This is a genomic window from Phycicoccus sp. DTK01, from assembly GCF_017312765.1.
Taxonomy (GTDB): Bacteria; Actinomycetota; Actinomycetes; order Actinomycetales; family Dermatophilaceae; genus Phycicoccus; species Phycicoccus jejuensis.
Window position 1 is genome coordinate 1 of sequence record NZ_BOPU01000051.1, and the last position, 519, is coordinate 519.

A 519-nucleotide genomic window follows, 5' to 3' on the forward strand; every position below is an offset into this window, starting at 1 on the left:
GCCGGCTTGATGCTGGTGGTGTTCCCCCCTCGGGCCTTCACTCCCGCCGTTGCGGTGGGGTGGGGCTGTCGGACCTTCGTCGCGGTCGAACCGCCGAGCAGCTGCTCGGTAGGCGCCGGGTACGGCGAGGGCCCGCCCGTATGTTGAGAACTACACAGTGGACGCGAGCATCTTAAAATCTTTGTGCATCAAGTTTTTAAGGGCACACGGTGGATGCCTTGGCACCAGGAACCGAAGAAGGACGTAGGAATCTGCGATAAGCCTCGGGGAGTCGATAACCAGACTGTGATCCGAGGATTTCCGAATGGGGAAACCCGGCTGGAGGCAAGTCCAGTCACTCCCGCCTGAATATATAGGGCGGGTAGAGGGAACGTGGGGAAGTGAAACATCTCAGTACCCACAGGAAGAGAAAGCAACCGCGATTCCGTGAGTAGTGGCGAGCGAAAGCGGAAGAGGCTAAACCGTATCTGTGTGAGAGCTGTCAGGCGTTGCAGGTACGGGGTCGTGGGACTTTTCGGA

The 519-nt window shown here is 58.8% G+C and carries 1 rRNA gene; it reads left to right on the forward strand.

The annotated features are described in order from the left end of the window. Positions 1–186: 186 nt before the first annotated feature. Positions 187–519: ribosomal RNA gene (locus tag J3473_RS19345) — 23S ribosomal RNA — on the forward strand; the annotation flags it as partial.